Annotated in this window: 22 protein-coding genes; 15 read left to right on the top strand and 7 right to left on the bottom strand. The window is 71.1% G+C overall.

Annotated features, from left to right (window positions below):
- Nucleotides 1–110 precede the first annotated feature (110 nt).
- Nucleotides 111–554, bottom strand: coding sequence for an SRPBCC family protein (locus ACF1GV_RS10015; RefSeq protein ID WP_391679270.1), 444 nt, complete (start codon nt 552–554; stop codon nt 111–113).
- Between the two features lie 201 nt (nt 555–755).
- Here ACF1GV_RS10015 and ACF1GV_RS10010 point away from each other — a divergent pair, with 201 nt between their 5' ends.
- From ACF1GV_RS10010 to ACF1GV_RS10000, 3 genes are all read left to right on the top strand, one after another.
- Nucleotides 756–1,799, top strand: a complete 1,044-nt coding sequence (locus ACF1GV_RS10010; protein WP_391679272.1) for an Rv2578c family radical SAM protein — start codon at nt 756–758, stop codon at nt 1,797–1,799.
- A gap of 135 nt (nt 1,800–1,934) precedes the next feature.
- Nucleotides 1,935–3,503, top strand: a complete 1,569-nt coding sequence (locus tag ACF1GV_RS10005; protein WP_391679274.1) for an alpha/beta hydrolase — start codon at nt 1,935–1,937, stop codon at nt 3,501–3,503.
- Nucleotides 3,504–3,564: 61 nt separating this feature from the next.
- Nucleotides 3,565–3,963: a RidA family protein gene (locus tag ACF1GV_RS10000; RefSeq protein ID WP_391679277.1), complete on the top strand. Its 399-nt coding sequence runs from the start codon at nt 3,565–3,567 to the stop codon at nt 3,961–3,963.
- Between the two features lie 7 nt (nt 3,964–3,970).
- Here ACF1GV_RS10000 and ACF1GV_RS09995 read toward each other — a convergent pair whose 3' ends face one another.
- Nucleotides 3,971–4,546, bottom strand: coding sequence for an adenylosuccinate lyase (locus tag ACF1GV_RS09995; RefSeq protein ID WP_391679278.1), 576 nt, complete (start codon nt 4,544–4,546; stop codon nt 3,971–3,973).
- Between the two features lie 403 nt (nt 4,547–4,949).
- Here ACF1GV_RS09995 and ACF1GV_RS09990 point away from each other — a divergent pair, with 403 nt between their 5' ends.
- From ACF1GV_RS09990 to pssA, 9 genes are all read left to right on the top strand, one after another.
- The gene (locus tag ACF1GV_RS09990) at nt 4,950–6,755 is read left to right on the top strand and encodes a 3-hydroxyacyl-CoA dehydrogenase family protein (protein WP_391679281.1); all 1,806 of its coding nucleotides are present in this window, start codon (nt 4,950–4,952) and stop codon (nt 6,753–6,755) included.
- Between the two features lie 145 nt (nt 6,756–6,900).
- Nucleotides 6,901–7,713 carry a TetR family transcriptional regulator gene (locus tag ACF1GV_RS09985; protein WP_391679630.1) on the top strand — a complete coding sequence of 271 codons (813 nt, stop codon included), beginning with the start codon at nt 6,901–6,903 and terminating at the stop codon, nt 7,711–7,713.
- Nucleotides 7,714–8,146: 433 nt separating this feature from the next.
- Nucleotides 8,147–9,484 (top strand): crotonyl-CoA carboxylase/reductase, encoded by a 1,338-nt coding sequence (gene ccrA / locus ACF1GV_RS09980; protein WP_391679633.1) that lies wholly within the window; start codon nt 8,147–8,149, stop codon nt 9,482–9,484.
- 16 nt (nt 9,485–9,500) lie between these two features.
- Entirely contained in the window at nt 9,501–11,549 is a 2,049-nt protein-coding gene (locus ACF1GV_RS09975) for a protein meaA (protein ID WP_391679284.1), read from the top strand.
- Complete coding sequence (locus ACF1GV_RS09970) at nt 11,546–12,508, top strand: HpcH/HpaI aldolase/citrate lyase family protein (RefSeq protein WP_391679287.1); 963 nt, start codon at nt 11,546–11,548, stop codon at nt 12,506–12,508. Before ACF1GV_RS09975 ends, ACF1GV_RS09970 begins: the two co-directional genes overlap by 4 nt.
- A gap of 2 nt (nt 12,509–12,510) precedes the next feature.
- A complete protein-coding gene (locus ACF1GV_RS09965) occupies nt 12,511–13,023 on the top strand; it encodes a MaoC family dehydratase (protein WP_030948303.1) in 513 nt (170 codons plus the stop codon).
- Nucleotides 13,024–13,026: 3 nt separating this feature from the next.
- Nucleotides 13,027–14,232, top strand: coding sequence for an acyl-CoA dehydrogenase family protein (locus ACF1GV_RS09960; RefSeq protein WP_363261958.1), 1,206 nt, complete (start codon nt 13,027–13,029; stop codon nt 14,230–14,232).
- 170 nt (nt 14,233–14,402) lie between these two features.
- Nucleotides 14,403–15,059, top strand: coding sequence for a phosphatidylserine decarboxylase (locus ACF1GV_RS09955; protein ID WP_103783614.1), 657 nt, complete (start codon nt 14,403–14,405; stop codon nt 15,057–15,059).
- Nucleotides 15,060–15,081: 22 nt separating this feature from the next.
- Complete coding sequence (gene pssA, locus ACF1GV_RS09950) at nt 15,082–15,897, top strand: CDP-diacylglycerol--serine O-phosphatidyltransferase (protein WP_391679635.1); 816 nt, start codon at nt 15,082–15,084, stop codon at nt 15,895–15,897.
- A gap of 820 nt (nt 15,898–16,717) precedes the next feature.
- On the opposite strand, the gene ACF1GV_RS09945 is transcribed toward pssA, so the two are convergent.
- Nucleotides 16,718–17,869 carry a glycerate kinase gene (locus ACF1GV_RS09945; RefSeq protein ID WP_391679289.1) on the bottom strand — a complete coding sequence of 384 codons (1,152 nt, stop codon included), beginning with the start codon at nt 17,867–17,869 and terminating at the stop codon, nt 16,718–16,720.
- Between the two features lie 155 nt (nt 17,870–18,024).
- Between ACF1GV_RS09945 and ACF1GV_RS09940 the strand changes: the two genes are divergently transcribed.
- Both ACF1GV_RS09940 and ACF1GV_RS09935 read left to right on the top strand, forming a co-directional pair.
- Complete coding sequence (locus tag ACF1GV_RS09940; protein WP_391679290.1) at nt 18,025–19,101, top strand: ADP-ribosylglycohydrolase family protein; 1,077 nt, start codon at nt 18,025–18,027, stop codon at nt 19,099–19,101.
- Between the two features lie 29 nt (nt 19,102–19,130).
- Complete coding sequence (locus tag ACF1GV_RS09935; protein ID WP_391679292.1) at nt 19,131–19,622, top strand: NUDIX domain-containing protein; 492 nt, start codon at nt 19,131–19,133, stop codon at nt 19,620–19,622.
- Between the two features lie 12 nt (nt 19,623–19,634).
- On the opposite strand, the gene ACF1GV_RS09930 is transcribed toward ACF1GV_RS09935, so the two are convergent.
- Both ACF1GV_RS09930 and ACF1GV_RS09925 read right to left on the bottom strand, forming a co-directional pair.
- Nucleotides 19,635–19,835 (bottom strand): type II toxin-antitoxin system VapB family antitoxin, encoded by a 201-nt coding sequence (locus ACF1GV_RS09930; protein ID WP_391679294.1) that lies wholly within the window; start codon nt 19,833–19,835, stop codon nt 19,635–19,637.
- Between the two features lie 54 nt (nt 19,836–19,889).
- On the bottom strand, nt 19,890–20,432 hold the full coding sequence (locus tag ACF1GV_RS09925; protein ID WP_391679297.1) for a GNAT family N-acetyltransferase: 543 nt from the start codon (nt 20,430–20,432) through the stop codon (nt 19,890–19,892).
- Nucleotides 20,433–20,563: 131 nt separating this feature from the next.
- Here ACF1GV_RS09925 and ACF1GV_RS09920 point away from each other — a divergent pair, with 131 nt between their 5' ends.
- Nucleotides 20,564–21,301: an NAD-dependent deacetylase gene (locus ACF1GV_RS09920; RefSeq protein ID WP_391679300.1), complete on the top strand. Its 738-nt coding sequence runs from the start codon at nt 20,564–20,566 to the stop codon at nt 21,299–21,301.
- A gap of 63 nt (nt 21,302–21,364) precedes the next feature.
- Here ACF1GV_RS09920 and ACF1GV_RS09915 read toward each other — a convergent pair whose 3' ends face one another.
- Both ACF1GV_RS09915 and ACF1GV_RS09910 read right to left on the bottom strand, forming a co-directional pair.
- The gene (locus ACF1GV_RS09915) at nt 21,365–21,541 is read right to left on the bottom strand and encodes a hypothetical protein (protein ID WP_391679303.1); all 177 of its coding nucleotides are present in this window, start codon (nt 21,539–21,541) and stop codon (nt 21,365–21,367) included.
- Between the two features lie 110 nt (nt 21,542–21,651).
- On the bottom strand, nt 21,652–22,134 hold the full coding sequence (locus tag ACF1GV_RS09910; RefSeq protein WP_391679306.1) for a methylated-DNA--[protein]-cysteine S-methyltransferase: 483 nt from the start codon (nt 22,132–22,134) through the stop codon (nt 21,652–21,654).

The following is a 22,134-nucleotide window of genomic DNA, read 5'->3' as shown; positions in this document are numbered from 1 at the left end:
GAGTTACGGCGAATCGGCGCGTCGAACGGAGATCCACTCGAACCGGTGACGGGGTCAAGGCCCTTCGACGGGCGTGGACTTGTCAGAGTCCGGACGTCACCGGCGACCGGTCACTTCTCGACGTCGGCGGCGAGCTTGGCGAGCATCGCGTCGTAGATCCGGGCGAGCCCCTTGGGCGCGAAGGTCTTCTCGAAGAAGCCGCCGATGCCGCCGGCGCCCTTCCAGGTGGTGGTCACCTGCACCCGGGACCTCCCCTCTCCGGCCGGGGTGACGGTCCAGGTGGTGACCATGGAGGAGTTGCGGTCCTTCTCCACCAGCTGTCCGTCGGTGGGCTCGGTGACCTCCAGCAGGCAGTCGCGGACGCGCTTGCTGGTGGCCTGGAGCTTCCAGTGGACGAGGGTGCCCTCGCCGTCGCCGCCCTCGCGCACCTCGTACTCGCTGAAGTGCTCGGGCAGCAGCTTCTCGCGCGCGCCGCTGTAGTCGGCGAGGGTGTCGAACACCTTCTCCGGGTCCGCCGCGACGACCCGCTCGGTAGTGGCCTCGACCTGCGCCATCGGATCCCTCCAGGGACTCGTGTTCTCGGGCTTGGGGCAAGCCAACCACCCCGCCGCACGGCCACCCAAATCGGGGTGCCGGAAGTGATCGATCGGGGGTCTTCGGATGACCGGAGATGACGCTCGCACGATCAAGGGAACAAGTGTTCTATTCTATCGCCGGAGGCACCAGGTCTTCGCCAGAGCTACCGAGGAGGCGTCATGCGCTGGGAGAACCTCACCGTGGACTCCGGCGAGCACGGCCGGACCGAGGACGCCGCACTGTTCGGCGCGGACGCGGTGGTCCGCCGTACGATCGGCACGCCCGAGTTCAGTGGGATCACCTTCCACGAGATCCGGGCCCGCTCGATCATCAACCGGGTGCCCGGCGCCTCGCGCATGCCGTTCGAGTGGACGGTGAACCCCTACCGGGGCTGCACGCACGCGTGCGTGTACTGCTTCGCCAGGAAGACGCACAGCTATCTGGACCTGGACACCGGCATCGGCTTCGACACCCAGATCGTGGTCAAGGTGAACGCTGGGGAGCTGCTGCGCCACCAACTGGCCTCACCGCGCTGGCAGGGCGAGCACATCGCGATGGGCACGAACGTCGACTGCTACCAGCGCGCCGAGGGCCGCTACCGGCTGATGCCGGGCATCATCGGCGCCCTGCGCGACCGCGCGAACCCCTTCTCGATCCTGACCAAGGGCACGCTGATCCTGCGCGACCTGGAGCTGCTGAAGCAGGCGGCCGAGGTGACCGACGTCGGCATCTCCGTCTCGGTCGGCTTCGTCGACGGCGAGCTGTGGCGCACGGTGGAGCCGGGCACCCCCGCCCCGCAGCGGCGCCTGGACGTCGTACGCACCCTGGCCGGACACGGCATCAGGTGCGGGGTGCTGATGGCGCCGGTGATCCCCTTCCTCGGCGACCGGCCCGAGCAGCTGCGGGCGACCGTGCAGGCCGTCGCGGAGGCCGGCGCGACCTCGGTCACCCCGCTGACGCTGCACCTGCGGCCCGGGGCGCGGGAGTGGTTCATGACCTGGCTGCGGCAGCACCACGCGTATCTGGTGCCGCGCTACGAGCGGCTGTACGCCGCGGGCGCCTACGCGCCGAAGTGGTACCAGCGCCGGATCACCCGTCAGGTGCACGAGCTGGCCCAGGAGTACGGGATCGGGCCGGCCGGCCCGGGCCTGCCCCGCCGGATCCGCCCCGCGCGGGCGACCGGCACACCGGAGTCCGAGCCGACCCAACTGTCGCTGATCTGAGAGCGTTCGAGGGCATCCGGCGGCCCAATTGGGTCAAGTATCGCCGGAACGCGTTCCCCGGGGGTCCCTTGCCGGGACGATGCGGCGTGGACCGTGAATCTCGCGGCCACCACCCTCCGTCCTGGGAGGACCCCCATGAGCAAACGCGCAGCCGCGCTGTGCGGCGCCGCCGCCGTACTGGCCGGAGCCCTTACGGCCGCACCCGCGCAGGCGGGAGCCGCGCACGGCGCCCCCGCCGCCCACCTCACCTGGAAGAAGTGCGGCACCACCGACTATCCGACGCTCCAGTGCGCGTCGCTGACGGTGCCGCTGGACCACTCGAACCCGGACGGGCGGCAGATCACCCTCGCGCTGTCCCGTGTCCCGCACACCGCCCCGGTGTACCAGGGCCCGCTGCTGGTCAACCCCGGCGGTCCCGGCGGCAGCGGGCTCACCCTCGCCGGGTTCGTCGCCTCCTCGCTGCCCAAGGCGGTGGCAGCGCAGTACGACGTCATCGGCTTCGACCCGCGCGGCGTCGGCAAGTCCCGCCCCGTCCTGGACTGCAAGCCCGGTCACTTCAAGCCGGTGCGCCCCGACTCGGTGCCGGCGACCGGCGCCCTGGAGCAGGCCGATCTGCGCCGGGCCATCTCCTTCGCCGCGGCCTGCGGCAGGACGTACGCGGACCTGCTGCCCTACATGGACACGGTCAGTGCCGTACGGGACATGGACGCCATCCGCGCGGCGGTCGGCGCGCCGAAGCTCAACTACTTCGGTTACTCCTACGGCACCTACCTGGGCGCCGTCTACGCCCGGCTGTTCCCGGAGCGGGTGCGCCGCCTGGTGCTGGACTCGATCGTCGACCCCACCGGTGTGTGGTACGACGACAACCTCACGCAGGACTACGCCTTCAACGACCGCCACCGGGCGCTGATGGCCTGGATCGCCAAGTACGACGCCACCTACCACCTGGGCACCGACCCGGAGAAGGTGGAGGCGAAGTGGTACGCGATGCGGGCGGCCCTCGCCGGGAAGCCGGCCGAGGGGAAGGTGGGCGCCTCCGAGCTGGAGGACACCTACATCCCCGGCGGCTACTACAACGGCTACTGGCCCTACCTCGCCGAGGCCTTCTCGGCGTACGTCACCAAGAAGGACACCGCGCCGCTGGTCGAGGCGTACGACAACTTCGGCGCGGTGGGCGCCTCCGGTGACAACGGCTACAGCGTCTACACCGCCGTGCAGTGCCGGGACGCCTCCTGGCCGCGCGACTGGCGGCAGTGGCGCAAGGACAACTGGGCGGTGCACGAGAAGGCGCCGTTCATGACATGGAACAACGCCTGGTACAACGCGCCGTGCGCGTTCTGGCCGACGTCCACGCAGCAGCCGGTGCGTGTGGCCAACGACCGGCTGCCCCCGGCACTGCTGTTCCAGGCGACGAACGACGCGGCGACCCCGTACCGGGGCGGCACGACCGTGCACCGGTTGCTGCGCCGCTCCAGCCTGGTGGTGGAGCAGGGCGGCGGCAACCACGGCATCACGCTCAGCGGCAACGAGTGCCTGGACCGGTATCTGTCGGCGTATCTGGCCGACGGCACGGTGCCGCGCGGCGGCGGGGGCGTGGACGCGGTGTGCGCGACGCTGCCCGACCCGAAGCCGCTCGGCACCAAGGAGGCGTCCAGCGGCTCGCGGGGCTCGGCGCTGCACGGGCTGCTCGGCTTCCGCGGCTGAGCGGGCCTTTGACGTCCCGTCGGGGACGGTGGTTGTCAGACCCGTGCTCCACGATGGACGCATGAGTGAACTGACGCGAATCACCGCCCCCGACGGAGTCGCCCCCGCGGCGCAGTACAGCCATGTCGTGATCGGCACCGGCCGCCTGGTCGCCGTCTCGGGGCAGCTGGCGCTGGCCGAGGACGGCGGCGTGGTCGGCGAGGGCGATCCGGCCGCGCAGGCCCGCCAGGTCTTCGACAACCTCCGCCGCTGCCTGGAGGCGGCCGGGGCCACCTTCGACGACGTCGTCAAACTGACCTACTTCGTCACGGACATGGCCCACATGCCGGCGATCCGCGCGGCCCGGGCCGCACACATACCGGACGACCGTCTCCCGGCGTCCACGGCCGTCCAGGTGGCGGCGCTGGTGCGCCCGGAGTTCCTGATGGAGATCGAGGCGCTGGCGATCACTCCGGCCTGATGTGCGCTCAGCGCTGCGTGGGGATGCGGGCCAGCGCGTGGACCGCCGCTTCGGCGAGGGCCGGGTGGGCCAGGGCCTCGGTGAGGACCTCCCGGGCCCGGGCGTCGGCCAGGGTGCCGAGCCCTTCCACGCAGGCGAGGGCCACCCTGCGGTAGGGGTCGTGCGGGCTCAGGCGGCGGCGCAGCGTGGTGATCAGGGCCGGCACGGACTCCGGCGCGTCCAGGGCCGCCAGCAGGCGGACGGGGTGCAGGGCGTAGGCCACGCGCAGTTCGTTGGTGGCGAGGGCGGCGGCCGCGCGGGCGGTGCGCGGGTCGCCGAGGCGGGCCAGGGCGTGTGCGGCGGACGCGCAGCGCTCGGGGTCGCGGTGGTTGAGCAGCAGGACGAGGGCCTCGAAGGCGCGCCGGTCGCCGGCCCGGCCCAGCCGGAAGGCGGCCAGCTCGCGGGCCCACAGCGGCTCTGCCGGGGCGGTCAGTACCCGGGCCAGCACATCGGAGTCGTCCGTGGTGAGCAGCCGCTCGAAGTCCGGGCCGCCTCCCGACTCCCGCCGTAAGCGCTCCGTGAGCGCTCGCAACTCTTCGTCCATGCCTGAGAGAGTAGGGCGCCTGCGGCGTCGAGGGACGTACATCACAAAGTCCGAGGGCTGGCGTGCTCGTTACCCGCCGGTTAAGCTCAAGCGAGCGAGTTACCCACTCGCATTCCCCGTGGCGGTTTGGTGACGCAGCCCCACGGGAGCAGTCGGTTCGGTACTTCATGTACCGCAGTGCGACCCGGCCTCGGGACAGGGCCGGTCGGTTCTTCGCCGTTCCACGGGCGTGTGCACGCCCGCCCCGCTCTCGGGCCCGCCCGAGCGGGGTACCGGCGACGGCACCGGGCGTGTGCGCTCAGCAGCCCGGACATCACACCCGCACTCCTGCACGCACCCGGTGCGCCCCCGCGGCGCACCCGGGCGCTCCCCTCGTCGTCACCCTCATTCCTGGAGTCCCGCGATGGCCACTCCCCTGTCCCCCAGCTCTCCCTCCGCCCTGCAGAAGATCGCCGTCGTCGGTCTCGGCACCATGGGCACCGGTATCACCGAGGTCCTGGTCCGCGCCGGCCGCGAGGTGACCGGCATCGACATCAGCGAGGCGCAGGCGGCGAGTTGCGTCGCCGCCCTGGAGACGTCCACCGCCCGCGCGGTCGAGCGCGGCCGGCTGACCGACCAGGAGCGCGCCGACGCCCTCGCCCGCTTCCGCACCGCCACCGACCTGTCGGCGGCGGCCGACGCCGACCTCGTCATCGAGGTGGCGCCGGAGTCGTACGAGATCAAGCAGCAGATCTTCCGCGAGCTGGACGGGATCGTGCGTCCCGAGACCATCCTCGCGACCGGCACCAACGCCCTGTCCGTGACCCGGCTGGCCGCCGACTCGTCCCGCCCGGAGCGGGTGCTGGGCCTGCACTTCTTCAACCCGGCGCCGGCCATGAAGCTGGTCGAGGTCGTCTCCTGTGTGCTGACCGCGCCGCAGGCCGTCGCCGCGGTCACCGACCTGGCGATCGAGCTGGGCAAGGAGCCCGTCGCGGTCGGCGACCGCCCCGGGTTCGTGGCGGACGGGCTGCTGTTCGGCTACCTCAACCAGGCGGCCGCGATGTACGAGGCGAAGTACGCCTCCCGGGAGGACATCGACGCGGCGATGCGGCTCGGCTGCGGTCTGCCGATGGGTCCGCTCGCGCTGCTCGACCTGATCGGCATCGACACCGCGCGTACGGTCCTGGAGGCCATGTACGCCGCCTCCCGTGACCGGCTGCACGCCCCGGCGCCGATCCTGAAGCAGCTCAGCGAGGCGGGGCTGACCGGCCGCAAGGCGGGCCGCGGCTTCTACACCTACGAGGCCCCCGGCAGCGCCACCGTGGTGCGGGACGCCCTGACCCCGCTGGAGGGCAGCGGCCTCACCCCCGGCCGCCCGGTGCGCTCGGTCGGCGTCGCGGGCTCCGGCACCATGGCCTCCGGCATCGCCGAGGTCTTCGCCAAGGCCGGTTACGAGGTCGTGCTCGCCGCCCGCAGCGAGGAGAAGGCGCAGACGGCGAAGGCCCGTATCGGCAAGTCGCTGGCACGCTCGGTCGACAAGGGCCGGATGACCGCCGAGGCCGCGTCCCAGACCCTGGAGCGGATCACCCCGGCGGGCTCCTACGACGCGTTCGCCGACGTCGACCTGGCCGTCGAGGCCGTCGCCGAGGACCTGGAGGTCAAGCGGCAGCTGTTCGTGGCCCTGGACAAGGTCTGCAAGCCGGGCGCGGTCCTGGCCACGACGACGTCCTCGCTGCCGGTCGTCGCCTGCGCCCGCGCCACCTCGCGCCCGCAGGACGTGATCGGCATGCACTTCTTCAACCCCGCGCCGGCGATGAAGCTGGTCGAGGTGGTCCGTACGGTGCTCACCGCCGACGACGTGCACGCCACCGTCCGCGAGGTCTGCGGCAAGATCAGGAAGCACGCCGTGGACTGCGGCGACCGTGCCGGGTTCATCGTCAACGCGCTGCTCTTCCCGTACTTGAACAACGCGATCAAGATGGTCCAGGAGCACTACGCCTCGCTCGACGACATCGACGCCGCGATGAAGCTGGGCGGCGGCTACCCGATGGGCCCCTTCGAGCTGCTGGACGTGGTCGGCCTGGACGTCTCGCTGGCCATCGAGAAGGTCCTGCACCGCGAGTTCCGCGACCCCGGTCTCGCGCCCGCGCCGCTCCTGGAGCACCTGGTGGCCGCGGGCTGCCTCGGCCGCAAGACGGGCCGCGGCTTCCGCGAATATGCCCGCCGCTGAGCATTCCGGCGACTGGTCCGGGGTGGATCAGGACCGTGCGGACTGGGGCGGGCTGCTCGATCCGGCCGCCCCTCCCCCGCCCTTCGAGGGCGGGGGAAGCCCCGGACCTGCACAGGGAGCTGCGCCCATGCAGTACGTTCGGGTCATGTCCCAGCCCGCCAAGTCCTCACGTACCCCCGCCACGCCCGACGCGCCGGAAACCGCCGCGGGCTCCCGCGCGGCTGCCCAGCGGCTGAAAATGCGCCGAGAACTGGCGGCCGCCGCGATGGAGCTCTTCGCGACGAAGGGGTACGAGGCGACCACCGTCGACGAGATCGCCGCCGCGGCAGGCGTCGCCCGCCGCACCTTTTTCCGCCACTTCCGCTCCAAGGAAGAGGCGATCTTCCCGGACCACGACGACACCCTGGTCCGCGCCGAGGCGGTGCTCAACGCGGCCCCTGCGCACGAGCACCCGCTGGACACGGTGTGCCGCGGCATCAAGGAAGTCATGAAGATGTACGCGGGCCGCCCCGAGATCTCCGTGGCCCGCTACAAGCTCACGCGCGAGGTGCCCACCCTGCGCGAGGCGGAGATCGCCTCGGTGGCCCGCTACGAGCGCCTGTTCACCCGCTATCTGCTCGGCCACTTCGACGAGCACGCGCACGACGACGACGCCAACGACGACCCGCTGCTGGCCGAGGTCGCCGCCTCCGCGGTGGTCACCGCGCACAACCACGTCCTGCGGCGCTGGCTGCGGGCCGGCGGCCAGGGTGACGTGGAGGCGCAGCTGGACCACGCCTTCGCGATCGTGCGCAAGACGTTCGGCAGCGGGATCATGGCCGGGCGCTCCACTCCGCCCGCGCAGCCGACCGCGGCGACGACGTCCGCACAGGGGGAGGTGCTGGTGACGGTCGCCCGCACCGACGCCCCGCTGGAGGAGGTCATGCGGACCATCGAGCAGGCGCTCAAGGAGCGCTGACCGCCCGCTCCGTCGCTGTGACAACGGCCACCCGTTCCGGGTGGCCGTTTTGGCGTATCCGGAGCCGTTTTCGACCGGCTTTCCACCCGCCTTCCAGGGTCATTCGATCGATCATCGCTCATTTGTTGCGTAAAGATTTCATCTGAGAGCAAGTTCTGGCACTCAGTGCCTTGTCACCTGACACGCTGTGCCATACGTTGAGAGTGTTCCGGGCGGCCGGCGCACAGCGAAACCGCAATGTGCCGGCTGTCCCCGCAAGCCCCTGGCCTGCGCGCCCGGACGCCTGCGTCACAGGCACCCTCCCGCGCCACAAAGCGCTGCCGAACAGCACCACCCGCCGAACCGACGGCATCCCCTCGACCCTCAGCAGCACCGACGTACCCCTCAGCGTCCCTCCCTCAGGGCGCTCACCGCCGGAGGCAATACCGTGACCGTGAAGGACATCCTGGCCGCGATCCAGTCGCCCGAGACCACCTCGGCCGACTTCGCCAACCTGACGCTCCCCGAGTCGTACCGCGCGATCACCGTCCACAAGGACGAGACGGAGATGTTCGCGGACCTCGACACCCGCGACAAGGACCCGCGCAAGTCGATCCACCTGGACGAGGTCCCGGTGCCGGAACTCGGCCCGGGTGAGGCCCTGGTGGCCGTCATGGCCTCCTCGGTCAACTACAACTCGGTGTGGACCTCGATCTTCGAGCCGGTGTCGACCTTCGCCTTCCTCGAGCGCTACGGCAAGCTGTCCCCGCTGACCAAGCGGCACGACCTGCCGTACCACATCATCGGCTCCGACCTGGCCGGCGTCGTCCTGCGCACCGGCCCCGGCGTCAACGCCTGGCAGCCCGGCGACGAGGTCGTCGCCCACTGCCTCAGCGTCGAGCTGGAGTCCCCCGACGGACACGACGACACCATGCTCGACCCCGAGCAGCGCATCTGGGGCTTCGAGACGAACTTCGGCGGCCTGGCCGAGATCGCGCTCGTCAAGTCCAACCAGCTGATGCCCAAGCCCAAGCACCTGAGCTGGGAGGAGGCCGCCGCCCCGGGTCTGGTCAACTCCACCGCCTACCGGCAGCTGGTCTCCCGCAACGGCGCGGCGATGAAGCAGGGCGACAACGTCCTGATCTGGGGTGCGAGCGGCGGCCTCGGCTCCTACGCCACTCAGTTCGCGCTGGCCGGCGGCGCCAACCCGATCTGTGTCGTCTCCTCGCCGCAGAAGGCGGAGATCTGCCGGAAGATGGGCGCCGAGGCGATCATCGACCGCAACGCCGAGGGCTACAAGTTCTGGAAGGACGAGCACACCCAGGACCCCAAGGAGTGGAAGCGGTTCGGCAAGCGCATCCGTGAGCTCACCGGGGGCGAGGACATCGACATCGTCTTCGAGCACCCCGGCCGTGAGACCTTCGGCGCCTCGGTCTACGTCACCCGCAAGGGCGGCACCATCACCACCTGCGCCTCGACCTCGGGCTACATGCACGAGTACGACAACCGCTACCTGTGGATGTCCCTGAAGCGCATCATCGGCTCGCACTTCGCCAACTACCGCGAGGCCTACGAGGCCAACCGTCTGATCGCCAAGGGCAAGATCCACCCGACGCTGTCGAAGACGTACTCCCTGGAGGAGACCGGCCAGGCGGCCTACGACGTGCACCGCAACCTGCACCAGGGCAAGGTCGGCGTGCTGTGCCTGGCGCCCGAGGAGGGCCTGGGCGTGCGCGACCAGGAGATGCGCGCGCAGCACATCGACGCCATCAACCGCTTCCGGAACGTCTGAGGGAGCGAGGGCCCAGATGACTGAGCGTCAGCCCGCCGAAGGCAGGCGGGAGAAGGACCGGCCGTGGCTCATGCGCACGTACGCCGGTCACTCCACGGCCGAGGCGTCCAACGAGCTGTACCGGCGCAACCTCGCCAAGGGCCAGACGGGCCTGTCGGTGGCGTTCGACCTGCCGACGCAGACCGGCTACGACTCCGACCACATCCTCGCCCGCGGCGAGGTCGGCCGGGTGGGCGTGCCCGTCGCGCACCTCGGTGACATGCGCCGGCTGTTCCAGGACATCCCCCTGGAGCAGATGAACACCTCGATGACGATCAACGCCACCGCCATGTGGCTGCTGGCGCTCTACCAGGTCGTCGCCGAGGAGCAGGGCGCGGACATCACCAAGCTCCAGGGCACGACCCAGAACGACATCGTCAAGGAGTACCTGTCCCGCGGGACGCACGTCTTCCCGCCGGGTCCGTCGCTCCGGCTGACGACGGACATGATCGCGTACACGGTCTCCCACATCCCGAAGTGGAACCCGATCAACATCTGCAGCTACCACCTGCAGGAGGCCGGGGCCACGCCGGTGCAGGAGATCGCGTACGCGATGTCCACCGCGATCGCCGTGCTCGACGCCGTGCGCGACTCCGGCCAGGTGCCGCAGGAGCGCATGGGCGATGTGGTCGCCCGGATCTCCTTCTTCGTCAACGCGGGCGTCCGCTTCGTCGAGGAGATGTGCAAGATGCGCGCCTTCGGCCGCATCTGGGACAAGATCACCCGCGAGCGGTACGGCATCGAGAACCCCAAGCAGCGCCGCTTCCGCTACGGCGTCCAGGTCAACTCGCTCGGTCTGACCGAGGCGCAGCCGGAGAACAACGTCCAGCGGATCGTGCTGGAGATGCTGGCCGTCACCCTCTCCAAGGACGCACGCGCACGTGCCGTGCAGCTGCCCGCCTGGAACGAGGCCCTCGGCCTGCCCCGGCCCTGGGACCAGCAGTGGAGCCTGCGCATCCAGCAGGTCCTGGCCTACGAGAGCGACCTGCTGGAGTACGACGACATCTTCGAGGGCTCGAAGGTGATCGAGGCGAAGGTCGACGAACTGGTCGAGGCCTCCCTCGCGGAGATCGAGCGGATCCAGGAGATGGGCGGCGCGATGGCCGCCGTGGAGTCCGGCTACCTGAAGTCGCAGCTGGTCGCCTCGCACGCCGAGCGCCGGGCCCGGATCGAGTCCGGGCAGGAGAAGATCGTCGGCGTCAACATCTTCGAGTCGACCGAGCCCAACCCGCTCACCGCCGATCTCGACACGGCGATCCAGACGGTCGACCCGGCGGTCGAGGCCCAGGTCATCGCCTCGCTGCAGCACTGGCGGGACACGCGCTACCAGCCGCCCTTCAACCACCCGCGCCCGTGCAAGGCGCTGGAGAAGCTGAAGGAGGCGGCGCGCGGCAGCGACAACCTCATGGAGGCCACCCTGGAGTGCGCCCGCGCCGGCGTGACGACCGGTGAGTGGGCCGGGGCGCTGCGCGAGGTGTTCGGCGAGTTCCGGGCTCCGACGGGTGTGTCGTCGGCGCCGGTGGCGGTCCCCGCCGAAGAGGGCTCGGCCATGTCCGAGGTGCGCCGCAAGGTCGACCTGACGGCGAAGGACCTCGGCGTCGGCAAGCTGCGCTTCCTGGTCGGCAAGCCGGGCCTGGACGGGCACTCCAACGGCGCCGAGCAGATCGCCGTGCGCGCCCGTGACGCCGGGTTCGAGGTGGTCTACCAGGGCATCCGCCTGACGCCCGAGCAGATCGTGGACGCGGCCCTGGCCGAGGACGTGCACGCGGTGGGTCTGTCCATCCTGTCCGGCTCGCACGCGCAACTGGTGCCGGACGTGCTGGACCGGCTGCGTGTGGCCGGTGCCACAGATATACCCGTGATCGCGGGTGGCATCATCCCCAGCGGGGACGCCGCGCAGCTCAAGGCCGCCGGCGTGGCCGCCGTCTTCACCCCGAAGGACTTCGACATCACCGGGATCATCGGCCGCATCGTCGACGAGATCCGGACAGCGAACAAGCTCGACCCCCTGGAGGTCCCCGCATGACCACGGTCAACCGCCTTCGCCCCCGGCGTTCCTGCCTGGCGGTGCCGGGCTCGAACCCGCGCTTCCTGGAGAAGGCCCAGGGCCTCCCCGCCGACCAGGTCTTCCTCGACCTGGAGGACGCGTGCGCGCCGCTCGCCAAGCCCGAGGCGCGGCACACCATCGTCAAGTTCCTCAACGAGGGTGACTGGACCGGCAAGACCAGGGTCGTGCGCGTCAACGACTGGACGACCGAGTGGACCTACCGGGACGTCGTGACGGTGGTCGAGGGCGCCGGCCAGAACCTCGACTGCATCATGCTGCCGAAGGTGCAGAGCGCCGAGCAGATCGTCGCCCTCGACCTGCTGCTGACGCAGATCGAGAAGACGATGGGCTTCGAGGTCGGCAAGATCGGCATCGAGGCGCAGATCGAGAACGCGCAGGGCCTGAACAACGTCAACGCGATCGCGCAGGCCTCCCCGCGCGTCGAGACGATCATCTTCGGCCCGGCCGACTTCATGGCGTCGATCAACATGAAGTCGCTCGTCGTGGGCGAGCAGCCGCCCGGCTACCCGGCGGACGCCTACCACTACATCCTGATGAAGATCCTGATGGCCGCCCGCGCCAACAACCTCCAGGCGATCGACGGCCCCTACCTGCAGATCCGCAACATCGACGGCTACCGCGCGGTCGCCCAGCGCGCCGCCGCCCTCGGTTTCGACGGCAAGTGGGTGCTGCACCCGGGCCAGGTCGAGGCGTCCAACGAGATCTTCTCGCCCTCGCAGGAGGACTACGACCACGCCGAGCTGATCCTGGACGCGTACGACTACTACACGTCCGAGGCGGGCGGCAAGAAGGGCTCCGCGATGCTCGGCGACGAGATGATCGACGAGGCCAGCCGCAAGATGGCGCTCGTGATCTCCGGCAAGGGGCGCGCCGCCGGCATGCAGCGCACCAGCAAGTTCGAGATTCCGGAGGCGTGAGCATGCAGTTCGGGCGCACCTACGAGGAGTTCGAGGTCGGGGCGACGTACAAGCACTGGCCGGGCAAGACGGTCACGGAGTACGACGACCACCTGTTCTGTCTCCTCACCATGAACCACCACCCGCTCCACATGGACACCAACTATGCGGAGAAGACGACGGACTTCGGCAAGAACGTCGTCGTCGGCAACTACATCTACTCCCTGCTGCTCGGCATGAGCGTGCCGGACATCTCCGGCAAGGCGATCGCCAACCTGGAGATCGAGTCGCTCAAGCACGTGGCGCCGACCTTCCACGGCGACACGATCTACGGCCAGACGACCGTGCTGGACAAGTGGCCGTCGAAGTCGAAGAACGACCGCGGCATCGTCTACGTGGAGACCAAGGGCTACAAGCAGGACGGCACCCTGGTGTGCGTCTTCCGCCGCAAGGTCATGGTGCCGACCGAGACGTACATCAAGGAGCGCGGCGGCGAGCAGCCCGGCCGCCCCGAGCTCAAGGAGCAGGAGAAGTAAGCCATGGCCCGTCTCGCCCAGACCGCCGGTCTGACCGACGTCCAGCAGGAGATCCTCTCCACCGTCCGGGATTTTGTCGACAAGGAGATCATTCCTGTCGCGACGGAGCTGGAGCACCGCGACGAGTACCCGCAGCAGATCGTCGACGGGCTCAAGGAGCTCGGTCTCTTCGGTCTGATGATCCCCGAGGAGTACGGGGGTCTGGGCGAGTCGCTGCTCACCTACGCCCTGTGCGTGGAGGAGATCGCCCGCGGCTGGATGAGTGTCTCCGGCATCATCAACACGCACTTCATCGTGGCGTACATGCTCAAGCAGCACGGCACGCAGGAGCAGAAGGAGCACTTCCTGCCGAGGATGGCGGCCGGTGACATCCGCGGCGCCTTCTCGATGTCGGAGCCGGCCCTGGGCTCCGACGTGTCGGCCATCACCTCGAAGGCGGTGAAGGACGGCGACGAGTACGTCCTGAACGGCCAGAAGATGTGGCTGACCAACGGCGGCACCTCCTCGCTCGTGGCCGTCCTCGTCCGCAGTGACGAAGGACACCCCGAGGGCACGGCCCCGCACAAGTCGATGACCACGTTCCTCGTCGAGAAGGAGCCCGGCTTCGGTGAGGTCCGCCCCGGCCTGACCATCCCGGGCAAGATCGACAAGATGGGCTACAAGGGTGTCGACACCACCGAGCTGATCATGGACGGCCTGCGCATTCCGGCCGACCGGGTGCTCGGCGGGGTCACCGGCCGAGGTTTTTACCAAATGATGGACGGCGTCGAGGTCGGCCGCGTCAACGTCGCGGCGCGTGGCTGCGGTGTCGCCCAGCGCGCCTTCGAGCTGGGTGTGCAGTACGCCCAGCAGCGCCACACGTTCGGCAAGCCGATCGCCCAGCACCAGGCGATCCAGTTCAAGCTCGCCGAGATGGCCACCAAGGTGGAGGCCGCGCATGCGATGATGGTGAACGCAGCGCGCAAAAAGGACTCCGGTGAACGAAACGACCTCGAGGCAGGGATGGCGAAGTACCTCGCCTCCGAGTACTGCAAGGAGGTCGTGGAGGATGCCTTCCGGATCCACGGCGGCTACGGCTTCTCCAAGGAGTACGAGATCGAGCGCCTCTACCGTGAGGCCCCGATGCTGCTCATCGGTGAAGGTACCGCCGAGATCCAGAAAATGATCATCGGGCGCAGACTGCTCGAAGAGTATCGGTTCCAGGGCTGATTGTCCGGGTACGGGGTGTTATCTCCGGGAGGAAGATCACACCCCGTAGGCACTCTTCGGACGCCGACTCGGCTTCCTGCCTTACCCAGTTGTGCCCGTGAACCGCTACGATCGCGGAAAGCCGCCGTCCCCCTCCTGAAGCGCGGCATCATCCGCTACGAAGGTCATCCATGCCCCACAGCCAAACCTCTGCACCTCGCGACAGCCGAGCCGGCGTACGCCTCGCGCGCGGAGCATCGCCGTGGCTTCTCCCGACCGTCGCCACCGCAGCCCTCAGCCTCGCCCGGGCGCGCCGCTCCGGCGCCGCCAGGGCCGTCGCCGTTCCCGCCACCGCGCTCGCGGCGGGGATGCTGTGGTTCTTCCGCGACCCCGAGCGCGAGATCGCCCAGGGCCGGGTCATCTCCCCGGCCGACGGCGTGGTGCAGAGCATCATGCCGTGGAAGGACGGGCGGACCCGCGTCGCGATCTTCATGAGCCCGCTCAACGTCCACGTGAACCGCGCCCCGCTGGCCGGCACCGTGACGTCGGTCGAGCACATCCCCGGGGGCTTTGTTCCGGCTTTCAACAAGGAGAGCGAGAACAACGAGCGCGTAGTCTGGCATTTCGACACCGAACTCGGCGACATCGAGATGATCCAGATCGCCGGCGCGGTGGCCCGTCGCATCGTGCCGTACATCCCGCAGGGGACGAAGGTCGAGCAGGGCGACCGGATCGGGCTGATCCGCTTCGGCTCGCGTGTCGACCTCTACCTGCCGGAGGGTGTGGAGGTCGCGGTCGAGGTCGGTCAGAAGACCGTGGCTGGGGTGACTCGCATTGACCGTGATTGATCCGCAGACTCAGTCGGGCTGGGTGCCCGAGGCGGCCGAGGAGGACGAGGAGGAGATGCCTCTCTCCCTCCGCCTCTCAATAGCCGACACCCTCACCCTCGGTAACGCCACGTGCGGCTTCATGGCGGTGTACTTCACCACCACCGGCATCCTGATCCCGCACCTGACCGGCAGCCAGGAGTCCGGCATGGCCCGCCACAGCGCGGCCACGGCGGTCATCCTGATGCTCTGCGCGGCGGTCTTCGACCTGTTCGACGGCCTGGTGGCGCGCAAGCTGCGCTCCTCCCCCATGGGCGCGGAACTGGACAACCTGTCCGACCTGATCAGCTTCGGCCTGGCCCCGGCGTACTTCGTCCTGGTCTACGGCATGGTCGCCGACGACGCCCACCAGAGAGTGGCCGCGGTCGGCGCGATCGTCGTTCTGCTGGCGGTCGTGCTGCGGCTGGCGCGCTTCTCGTGCGTGACGATGAAGGACGGCATGTTCCAGGGCATGCCGAGCCCCTTCGGGGCGCTCACGGTCGTGGCGATCGTGCTGCTGGAGCTGCCGTTCGCGGCGACGCTGCTGGCGATCATCGGTACGGCGTGGCTGATGGTGAGCCGCGTGGAGTACCCCAAGCCGCGCGGGCGTCTCGCGGTGGCGATGCTCTCCTGGATCGTGCTCAGCATGGGCCTGCTGGCCGCGTGGGCCTTCGGCGCACCGAGCGGGCAGCTGCTGCTGCAGAGCGGGTGCGCGCTGCAGCTGGTGACGGGGGCGGTGATCCCGCTCTTCGCCACGGCGCGGCGGGTGAACAACTTCCGCGGCAATCGGCGCGAGGCGCGTGCCGCGCAGCTTCCGTAACAGCGTTCTTGAAGGGCCCCGGACCGTTTGGGTTCGGGGCCCTTTGCCGTGTGCGTGGCCGGTGCGGGGGTCGCTGTCCTGGGGGATCCGCCCCAGACCCCCGTGGGCGTTTCCCGCCCACCCCTCTCGGTCGGCTGGAAGGCGCCATGGAGGGTCGGACGGGTCGGCACCGGTGAAAGGGCCCTGGCCGGGTGCGGCGCGCCACGGCCCGGGACGGCGCCCGTGGCGCGGCGCCGTGCTGAGTTCGGCGAGCGGGCTGCGGAGGCCGCTGCGCAGGAGCCGGGCCCGGAGCCGGCGCAAGCACGGTACGGCCCCTGTGCAGCCCCCGCCGGCAGCGACCGCCGGGCGTCACCCGGAGCCACGGCACCCCGGGGCAGCGCCCGGCACCCCGGGACGGCACCCGGGACGGCGCACGCCGACAGTGAACCCGGGCGGCCCCCGAGCACGGCGCCCGGGAAGGGCGGCAGGACGGCGCCCGGACAGCGTCCGGCGGCCGGGGCGGCGCCGAGAAAACGGCGACCCCGGGGACGGCGTCGGTGAGGACGCGTCCCGGGGTCGCCGCCGGAGGGCACGGGCTCCGGACCCACAGCCGCCGCCGGAGGGCGCCGGCTCCGGGCCCACAGCCACCGCCGGAAGACGAGGCTCCGGGCCCACAGCCACCGCCGAAGGACGGCTCCGGGCCCACAGCCACCGCCGGAAGACGAGGCCTCCGGGCCCACAGTCACCGCCGGTAGACGCGTGCTCCGGGCCCGCAGTCGCCGACTCGGGGTCCGGTGCCCCGGGGCCGCGGTCACCGACTGCGGGGCCCGCGGCACAAGGCTCAGCTCAGGTAGTCCTTCGCGATCTGTTCCGCCACCCGCTCCAGGATCGGGCCCGCGTCCGCGATGCACTTCGCGACGTCCGGCTCGATCTCCGTCAGGGGGTACGCGCGGCGGATGCCGGCGCGGCCCAGGGCCTCGTGCGGGAGGGCGAGGCGGCCGCAGACCGCGACGACCTCCTTGTCCGCCGCCCGCGCCGCCGCGGCGACGCCCGCCGGGGCCTTGCCGTGCAGGGTCTGCTCGTCCAGGGAGCCCTCGCCGGTGATCACCAGCGTGGCCCGCTCCAGGGCCGGGGCGAAGCCGAGCACGTCCAGCATCAGCTCGATGCCGGGGCGGAAGCTCGCGCCGAGCAGCAGGGCGCCGTAGCCGATGCCGCCCGCGCCGCCGGCGCCCGGGGACGCGGCGAGTTCGGCGGCCTTGGGGCCGATCGCCTTCTCAAGGACCTGCGCGTAGTGGGCGAGGGCCGCGTCGAGGGTCGCCACGTCCTCCTCGGAGGCGCCCTTCTGCGGTCCGTACACAGCCGCGCAGCCCTTGGGACCGGTGAGCGGGTTGTCCACGTCACTGGCGAGGACGAATTCCACGTCGGCGAAGCGGGGGTCCACGCCCGACAGGTCGGCCGAGGCGAGGTCCGCCAGCGCGCCGCCGCCCGGACCGACGGGCTCGCCGTCGGCGTCCAGGAAGACCGCGCCCAGCGCGGCCAGCATGCCGGCGCCGCCGTCGGTGGTGGCGCTGCCGCCCACGCCGAAGACGATGGTGCGGGCGCCCGCGTCGAGCGCGGCCTTCAGCACCTCGCCGGAGCCGTAGGTGGTGGCGGTCAGGGGGGCGAAGACGCCCGCCGGGAGCAGCTGCAGGCCCGAGGCCTCGGCCATCTCCACCACCGCGGTGCCGTCGCGCAGGGCGAAGGCAGCCGTGACCGGCTCGCCGAGCGGGCCGGTGACCCGGACCTCCCGGCGCTCGAAACCGGCCGCGACGGCGGCCGCGACCGTGCCGTCACCGCCGTCCGCGACGGGGAGGGTCTCGACCTCCACGCCGGGTACGACCCGCCGCAGCCCGGCCGTCACCCGCTGGGCGACCTCCACCGCCGTCAGCGAGCCCTTGAACTTGTCCGCGGCAACGAGCACCCGCCGGGTGCCCTCCACAGCAGCGTCCGCCACCTTGCTATCCCCTTGCTCTCCGGGCCCGACGCACGTCGGGGCCAGTCGCGCCGCTGCGACCATAACCGGAGGACACCCCCGGCGTCATGCCCCGCCCGCTCCCTGGAACGCCCGCTGCCTGCGCAGACCCGGCCGCGAGCGGGTACCCCTCCCCCATGACCGCTGTGGACACGAGACCGGAACTGGCCGACCGCATCCTCGGAGGCTGGCTGGGCCGGATCGCCGGCAACATGCTCGGCAAGCCGGTGGAGCAGGGCGAGGTGTGGACCCGGGACCGCATCGACCGCTATCTGCGGCAGGCCGCCGCGCTCCCGCTGACCGACTACCTGCCCGAGCCCGCGGACGGCGGTGAGCACGATCCGCCGCTGCGCCCCGAGTGGCGCGACTGCGTGCGCGGCCGCATCCACGGCAGCTGCCGGGACGACGACATCGACTACGCGATCCTCGGTCTGCACCTGCTGGAGACGTACGGCTTCGCCTTCAGCACCGAGCAGGTCGGCGACCTGTGGCTGCTGCGGCTGCCGTATCTTCAGACGTTCACGGCGGAGCGCGCGGCGTACCGCAATCTCGCCAACGGGCTCAAGCCGCCGCTGACGGCCACCTTCGACAACCCCTACCAGGAGTGGATCGGTGCGCTGATCCGCGCCGACGTCTTCGGCTGGACCTGTCCCGGCGCCCCGCGCCGCGCGGCCCTGCTGGCCCGCCGGGACGCGGTGCTGTCGCACACCGGCAACGGCGTCTACGGGGCGATGTTCGCGGCCGCGCTGATCTCCGCCGCGTTCGGCGCGCCGGGCGTGCGGGAGGCGCTGGAGAGCGCGCTGGCGGTCGTACCGGCGAGCAGCCGGCTGGCCCGGACCGTGCGCCGGGTGATGTCCCTGCACGAGACGCGGCTGCCCTGGGAGGACACCCTGGCCACGGTCGAGGAGGAGACCGCCGGGCTGGGCTGGATCCACACCGTGCCCAACGCCGCGGTGCTCACCGCGGGCCTGCTCTACGGCGACGGGGACTTCTCCCGCACCATCGCGCTCACCGTGCGCGGGGGTCTGGACACCGACTCCAACGGGGCGACGGCGGGGTCGGTGGCCGGGGTGCTGGCGGGTGCCGCGGCGATCCCGGCGCAGTGGAAGGAGCCCCTGGAGGACACCGTGCGCAGTGCGGTGTTCGGCTTCGACGGGGTGCGGATCAGCGAGCTGGCCGAGCGGACGTTGCGGCTGGCCGGAACGGAGGTCTGACGCGCGCGAAGGCTGGTTACCCTTCCTGGATGACCACAGCTGACTTCGCGACGTACATCGCCTCCCTCCCGCGCGTGCTGGCCGGGGCCGCCGCGCTGTTCCGGGACGCCGAGGGCCGGGTGCTGCTGGTGGAGCCCAACTACCGCGAGGGGTGGGCGCTGCCGGGCGGGACGATCGAGTCCGACGACGGTGAGACGCCGCGGCAGGGTGCGCGGCGCGAGACGCTGGAGGAGATCGGTCTGGACCGGCCGCTGGGCCGGCTGCTCGCCGTGGACTGGGTGCACGGCCCGGGCCGCCCGCCGCTGGTGGCCTATCTGTACGACGGCGGTGTGCTGGCCGAGGACGACCTCAAGGCGATCCGCCTGCAGGAGGAGGAGCTGCTGTCCTGGCGGCTGGTGCCGCGCGAGGAGCTGGCCGACCATCTCCTCGACGCCCTGGGCCGCCGTGTCCTGGTCGCCCTCGACGTCCTGGCGGAGGGCTCGGGCACGGCGGAACTGGAGAACGGCCACCGGGTCGGGTGAGCGGCGGCGTGCTCAGCCGTCGGTGTGCCGGGGCTTGACGTCCACCTCGCGCAGCGCCTCGTCCCGGGTCGCGGTGCGGGCCTCGGTGCGGTGGCCGCGCTCGACGTAGTCACGCACGACCAGCTCGACGGCGTCCTGGGGGCTGCCCACGCCCGCGAGGACCATGACCTCGACGACGAGTTCGGCGTCGAGCGAAACGGTGACCTTGGCCATGCGCGGACCCTAACACCGGGCGTCCGCGCGGAGAATGTGTTCCGGCGAGCATCCTCAGCGGTGCGCCGAGGGGGCGGGGAGGCGGTACACGACGCTCCGGCGCAGTGGGCCGTCGGGCACGCCCGGGTCGTCGAAGTCGTCTGCCGGGTCGTGGGTCATGCCGAGCCGGCGCATGACGGCCTGCGAGCGGACGTTGGCGGCCGCGGTCACCGCGAGGATCTCCGGGAGCCCGAGACGCGCGAAGCCGAAGTCCAGCACCGCGCGGGCGGCCTCGGTGGCGTAGCCGTGCCCCCACGCCGGGCGGGCCAGCCGCCACCCGGCCTCCACGCCCGTGAACGGCATGTCCTCCTCCACCGGGTCCAGCCCGGTGAATCCGATGAACGCGCCGGTGGCCCGCACCTCGAGGGCCCACCAGCCCCAGCCCCGCCGGTCGAGGTCGGCCTGGAAACGCGCCACGGACGCGTCGCTCCGCTCGGGAGTGAGGACGTCGGGGAAGTAGGCGCGGACCTCGGCGTCGGCGTTCATGGCCGCCCACGGGGCGAGGTCGGACGTGCGCCAGTGGCGCAGCAGAAGCCGGTCGGTCGTCAGCTCGGACATCGGGCCAAGCTAACGCGGCCACCCGCTCCCGGACGACTGGTTATCGCCGCCCCCGGTCCGGGCCTTATCCGCTCGGACGCCGCGCGGATACTCGCTCGCTCCTGAACCGGCGGGCGTCATAGTCTCGGCCCATGACCAGGCCCCTCGTAGCGATTCTCAGTGGCGCGGGCATCTCAACCGACTCGGGCATCCCCGACTACCGCGGCCCCCAGGGGCTGTGGCGGCGCGATCCGGACGCCGAGAAGCTCGTGACGTACTCGTACTACATGGCGGATCCGGAGATCCGGCGGCGCTCCTGGCGGATGCGGCGCGAGAACGGCGCGCTCCAGGCGCGGCCCAACGCCGCGCACCGGGCCGTCGCGGAGCTGGAGCGGGCCGGGGTGCCGGTGCGGGTGATCACGCAGAACGTGGACGGGCTGCACCAGCTGGCCGGGATGCCCGCCCGCAAGGTGCTCGAACTGCACGGCAGCGCCCGCAGCGTGGTGTGCACCGCATGTCATGCGCGTAGTTCGATGCAGGACGCGCTCGCCCGGCTCGACGCCGGTGAGGAGGACCCCTCCTGCCGGGACTGCGGCGGCATCCTGAAGTCGGCGACCGTCATGTTCGGCGAGCGGCTCGACCCGATGGTGCTCGGTGAGGCGGCCGCGATCAGCAAGGCGTGTCAGGTGTTCATCGCCGTCGGCACCTCTCTCCAGGTGCAGCCGGCGGCCGGGCTCGCGGGTGTCGCCGCCGACCACGGGGCGCGGCTGATCATCGTCAACGCCGAGCCGACGCCGTACGACGAGCTGGCGGACGAGGTGATCCGCGAGCCCATCGGTACGGCCCTGCCCGCGCTGCTCCGCCGGATCGGCGGCGGCGAGAACGGGTGACGCCCGCGGCCTTCGACCGCACCGGTTTCGGAGCAGTCGAAGGTCACGGGCGTCAGCCGTCGGTCAGAGCGCGATCTCGACGCAGACCTGGGCCTGCAGGCACGCCTCGCCGGTGCCGGCGGCGCCGACGGCGAGCCCGGCACCGAGGCCCCCACCGGCGTGCACGGCGAGACCACCGGCGACGTTGTCGAGTTCGGCCTCGGAGATCTCGGCGGTCTCGACCTGGTAAACGGAGTTCATGACTGTTCCCTTTCGTACTGGCTGCCGAAAGATCCAAACACGCATGCGGAGGGGCGCCGGCCGGTCCAGGGGGGTCTGCGGTGAATCTGCACAGCACATGCGCACGGCGGTCAGAACAGCGCCGCACCGCCTTCGAAGTCCAGCAGTTGGCGCTTGCGGGGCAGGCCGCCGCCGTAGCCGGTGAGGCCGCCGTCCGCGCCGACGACACGGTGGCAGGGGACGATGATGCCGATCGGGTTCTTGCCGTTGGCGAGGCCGACCGCGCGGGAGGCACTCGGGGCACCGAGGGCGGCGGCCAGCTCGCCGTAGGTGCGCCGCTCGCCGTAGGGGATGGCGCGCAGCTGTTCCCACACACTGCGCTGGAACGGCGTGCCGTGCAGGCGCAGTTCGAGGGTGAACTCCCTCAACTGGCCCGCGAAGTACGCCTTGAGCTGCTCCTTCGCCTCGGCGAACGGGGTCGGGTCGCGGTCGCCGAAGGTCTCCTCGGGCGGGCGGTGGCGCTGTGCGGTCATGTACAGCCCGCACAGGACGCCGTCCTCGGCGACGAGGGTGAGCGGGCCGCACGGGCTGTCGATGACGGTGTGCTGCTTCAT

The sequence above is a fragment of the Streptomyces sp. NPDC014006 genome (genome assembly GCF_043088925.1).
Classification (GTDB): Bacteria; Actinomycetota; Actinomycetes; order Streptomycetales; family Streptomycetaceae; genus Streptomyces.
The sequence above is the reverse complement of the archived record's forward strand: the minus strand, read 5'-3'. Positions and strand labels throughout refer to the sequence as shown.

Coding starts and splice junctions, on each gene's coding strand:
- ACF1GV_RS10010 (WP_391679272.1), top strand. CDS start 756: ATGCGCTGGGAGAACCTCACCGTGGACTCCGGCGAGCACGGCCGGACC.
- ACF1GV_RS09970 (WP_391679287.1), top strand. CDS start 11,546: ATGACCACGGTCAACCGCCTTCGCCCCCGGCGTTCCTGCCTGGCGGTG.
- ACF1GV_RS09965 (WP_030948303.1), top strand. CDS start 12,511: ATGCAGTTCGGGCGCACCTACGAGGAGTTCGAGGTCGGGGCGACGTAC.
- ACF1GV_RS10005 (WP_391679274.1), top strand. CDS start 1,935: ATGAGCAAACGCGCAGCCGCGCTGTGCGGCGCCGCCGCCGTACTGGCC.
- ACF1GV_RS09940 (WP_391679290.1), top strand. CDS start 18,025: ATGACCGCTGTGGACACGAGACCGGAACTGGCCGACCGCATCCTCGGA.
- ACF1GV_RS09920 (WP_391679300.1), top strand. CDS start 20,564: ATGACCAGGCCCCTCGTAGCGATTCTCAGTGGCGCGGGCATCTCAACC.
- ACF1GV_RS09930 (WP_391679294.1), bottom strand. CDS start 19,835: ATGGCCAAGGTCACCGTTTCGCTCGACGCCGAACTCGTCGTCGAGGTC.
- ACF1GV_RS09925 (WP_391679297.1), bottom strand. CDS start 20,432: ATGTCCGAGCTGACGACCGACCGGCTTCTGCTGCGCCACTGGCGCACG.
- ACF1GV_RS09915 (WP_391679303.1), bottom strand. CDS start 21,541: ATGAACTCCGTTTACCAGGTCGAGACCGCCGAGATCTCCGAGGCCGAA.
- ACF1GV_RS09995 (WP_391679278.1), bottom strand. CDS start 4,546: ATGGACGAAGAGTTGCGAGCGCTCACGGAGCGCTTACGGCGGGAGTCG.
- ACF1GV_RS09985 (WP_391679630.1), top strand. CDS start 6,901: ATGTCCCAGCCCGCCAAGTCCTCACGTACCCCCGCCACGCCCGACGCG.
- ACF1GV_RS09910 (WP_391679306.1), bottom strand. CDS start 22,134: ATGAAGCAGCACACCGTCATCGACAGCCCGTGCGGCCCGCTCACCCTC.
- ACF1GV_RS10000 (WP_391679277.1), top strand. CDS start 3,565: ATGAGTGAACTGACGCGAATCACCGCCCCCGACGGAGTCGCCCCCGCG.
- ACF1GV_RS10015 (WP_391679270.1), bottom strand. CDS start 554: ATGGCGCAGGTCGAGGCCACTACCGAGCGGGTCGTCGCGGCGGACCCG.
- ACF1GV_RS09990 (WP_391679281.1), top strand. CDS start 4,950: ATGGCCACTCCCCTGTCCCCCAGCTCTCCCTCCGCCCTGCAGAAGATC.
- ACF1GV_RS09955 (WP_103783614.1), top strand. CDS start 14,403: ATGCCCCACAGCCAAACCTCTGCACCTCGCGACAGCCGAGCCGGCGTA.
- ACF1GV_RS09975 (WP_391679284.1), top strand. CDS start 9,501: ATGACTGAGCGTCAGCCCGCCGAAGGCAGGCGGGAGAAGGACCGGCCG.
- ACF1GV_RS09960 (WP_363261958.1), top strand. CDS start 13,027: ATGGCCCGTCTCGCCCAGACCGCCGGTCTGACCGACGTCCAGCAGGAG.
- ACF1GV_RS09935 (WP_391679292.1), top strand. CDS start 19,131: ATGACCACAGCTGACTTCGCGACGTACATCGCCTCCCTCCCGCGCGTG.